At 74.2% G+C, this 2996-nt stretch carries 3 protein-coding genes; all 3 read right to left on the minus strand.

What is annotated here, in order from left to right:
* Positions 1–945: alpha/beta fold hydrolase (locus tag AC08OP_RS23510; RefSeq protein WP_476616162.1), on the minus strand; the 945-nt coding region annotated here is incomplete at its 3' end.
* 118 nt (positions 946–1063) lie between these two features.
* On the minus strand, positions 1064–1240 hold the full coding sequence (locus tag AC08OP_RS23515) for a hypothetical protein (protein ID WP_462187936.1): 177 nt from the start codon (positions 1238–1240) through the stop codon (positions 1064–1066).
* A 338-nt stretch (positions 1241–1578) separates the two neighbouring features.
* A complete protein-coding gene (locus AC08OP_RS23520; RefSeq protein ID WP_476616163.1) occupies positions 1579–2916 on the minus strand; it encodes a DEAD/DEAH box helicase in 1338 nt (445 codons plus the stop codon).
* Positions 2917–2996 lie beyond the last annotated feature (80 nt).

Raw genomic sequence — 2996 nt, forward strand, 5'->3', positions numbered from 1 at the left:
GTCCAGCACCAGCTCGGCGGTGAGCTCCGTCGCCTCGAGCATCGGCAGGTGGCCGAACCCGTCGAGGATCTCCACCCGCCAGTCCGGGCGTTCCGCGGCGACGTGGCGTGCCACGCCCACCGGGATCAGCCGGTCGGCGGAGCCATGGACGAGCATCGTCGGTTGCCGGACGGTGCGGACCATGCGCGCGAGCGAGGCCGGGCGCACCAGCGACCAGACGACCGAGCGCGCCGCCCCCACGTACGCCTGGTCCGCGCCGGGGATCCCGCCGCGCTCGCTCTGCGCGCGCACCATAGCCGCGATCGCCGTCGGCGGGATGCGGCCGGGGTCGGCGCAGAGCCGCCGCAGGTTCTCGTCAACGAGCTGGCGGGGGGTGTAGCGGCCGCGGCGGTACGCGAGGACCGCCGCGCCGAGGCGGGGGACCAGCAGACCGGCGAAGATGCGGGTGATCTCGGGATCCAGGCGCACGCCTCGCGGCCGGGGCAGTGCCGGGCCGAGTAGCACCAGGCCCGCGACGGACTCCGGCCGCCGACTGGCCTGCATCACACTGATCATGCCTCCCATCGAGCTGCCGACGAGGACGGGTGCCTCCCGGACGATCTCGCTGAGGAAACGGTCGAGCAGTGCCCGGTTGGCCGCGACGTCGGTGCGGCGCCCGGCGGGCGGCGTCCGGCCGTGCCCGGCCAGGTCGACCGCGAGCACCCGGCAGACCGGGGTGAGCAGCGGGGCGAAGGCGAGCCAGTTGAGGTGGGAGCCGCCGAGACCGTGCACGCACAGCAGCAACGGGCCGTCGGGTGGCCCCCCGAAGTCGACGTAGTGCACCGGCCCGTCCAACTGGGCCCAGAACGACCGGTGGTTCTCCCGGCCGGACGGGTCCGCCGAAACCGGGGGCGTGGTGACCGGGGACGTGGTGACCGAGGGTGCGGTCACATCGCGGCTGCTCATGCTGTGACGGTAGGACGACGCTCCTCGTGGCCGACATACCCGTCGGCGGTGAAGCCGGCGGTGAAACCGGCGGCGAAACAGCAGGGCCGGCCGCCCGACGGCGGCCGGCCTCCAGGAGTCACAGTGACCGGGAGGCGCCGAGCCGGAGCCGGTTCGGGTTTGCGACGGGCCCGAACGAGAATGTTTCCGTGGCCGGCTCGAAGACCTCCGCGCCGTCGAGGACGCCGGAGCCGGTCTCCCGCTGACCTGGTACGGAAAGCCCCGGGGCCAGGTGGGTCGTCTCGTCCTTTTCCATGCGCAACGCTCCTTCCATCGTTACCGACACCTGTCCCTAAAACGGTATCGAGTGGACGTGGCGCGCAAAGTCTCTAAGTGATCCTGGTCACATCGCAAATCCGAACGATGGCAATGCGTTGCGCCCTTCATTGGCCGTCGGATGGCTACGGCATGCGCGGACCGTGCGTGAAGCGCGCACAGATCGTACACAGAGCGTGGGCGAGTCGTTGGTCAGGCGCGTTCAACCGGCCGACCGGCCAGGTCGAAACCGGGCCGGTCGGCTGGAGCCCGCGGCCGGGGCGGGACGTCCGGTCAGGCCCCGCAGGGGCGCGCCGGAGCCGGCGGCCAGGCTGTCGGTCAGGCTGTCGGTGCCGGAGCGGTGGGGGCCGTTCCGGGAGCGGCGCCCCGGCGCGGCGGGCGGCCGTGCCCGGTCGCCGGCCGCCCGAACCGGTGACCCTCTCGCCGGGTGGGCCGGTGCTCGTTGCCGCGAGGCGTACCGCCGCCGCGCGGTCCCCTGCCGCCACCCTGGCCGCCGCCCGTGCGGGCTAGCGGGATCTCGTCCTTGCTGATCCGGGGCGCGGGCGGCCCGGCGAGCTCGAGCACGATCGGATCGTCGGCGGTCGTCGGGATCGGCCTCGCCTCGATCCCGACGGTGCGCAGCAGCCCGCGCACCTTGCCGCGTTCGGCGGGCAGGGTGACGAGCACGTCCGCACCGTCGGCGCCGGCTCGGGCGGTCCGTCCGCCTCGGTGCTGGTAGGTCTTGGCGTCCTCCGGCGGGCCGAGGTGCACGACGAGCCGGATGCCGTCAACGTGGATGCCGCGGGCGGCGACGTCGGTGGCGACCAGCACCCGGTAGAAGCCGTCGGTGAAACCGGCCAGTGCCCGGGTCCGCGCCCCCTGTGGCATTCCGCCGTGCAGCGGCTCGGCCGGCACCCCGGCCCGGCTCAGTGACTCGGCCACCCAGTCGGCGTCACGCTGGGTGCGCACGAACACCAGGGTGCGCCCCGAGCCGCCGGCGAGCGCGGTCACCAGGGCGACCTGCGCGGCCCGGTCGACGGCCTCGAGCGCGTGCCGGGCGAGCGTGGTGACCTGGGAGACCTCGGAGTCCACCGCGACCAGGACCGGGTCGGGCAGGTAGTCGCGCACGAGCACCTCGACCTCCCGGTCGAGCGTCGCGCTGAACAGCAGCCGCTGCCCGCCCGCCGGGGTGGCGTCGAGCAGTGCCTTCACCGCGGGCAGGAAGCCGAGGTCACACATGAAGTCGGCCTCGTCCAGGACCGTGATCTCGATCCCGTCCAGCACGCACGCGCCGCGCTCCACCAGATCGGTGAGCCGGCCCGGGGTGGCGACAACCAGGTGCACACCGCGGCGTAGCGCGGAGATCTGCCGGCTGATGGACGTCCCGCCGTACACCGGCGCGAGCCGGAGGTTGAGCGCCCTGGTCAGGGGCTCGAGCGCATCGTTGACCTGCTGGGCCAGCTCGCGGGTCGGCACGAGGACGAGCGCACGGGGCCGGCGGGGCTGGGCCGGCCCCTGCCCGGCCAGGCGGGCGAGCAGCGGCAGCCCGAAGGCGAGCGTCTTGCCCGAGCCGGTCCGGGCCCGGCCGAGGACGTTCTCCCCGGCGAGGACGTCGGGCAGGGTCGATGCCTGGACTGGGAACGGGGCGGCGATGTCCCGGTCGGCCAGCGCCTTGATGAGCCGGCGGGGCAGGCCCGCGGCCTCGAAGGACTCGGCCGGCGGCCGGGGCTCACGCGTGGTGATGGTCGGTCCGGCCG

Source organism: Frankia sp. CeRuru1 (assembly GCF_977966315.1).

Bases quoted from the DNA above. Each gene is read 5' to 3' on its own strand.
- AC08OP_RS23515 (WP_462187936.1), bottom strand. From the start codon at position 1,240: ATGGAAAAGGACGAGACGACCCACCTGGCCCCGGGGCTTTCCGTACCA.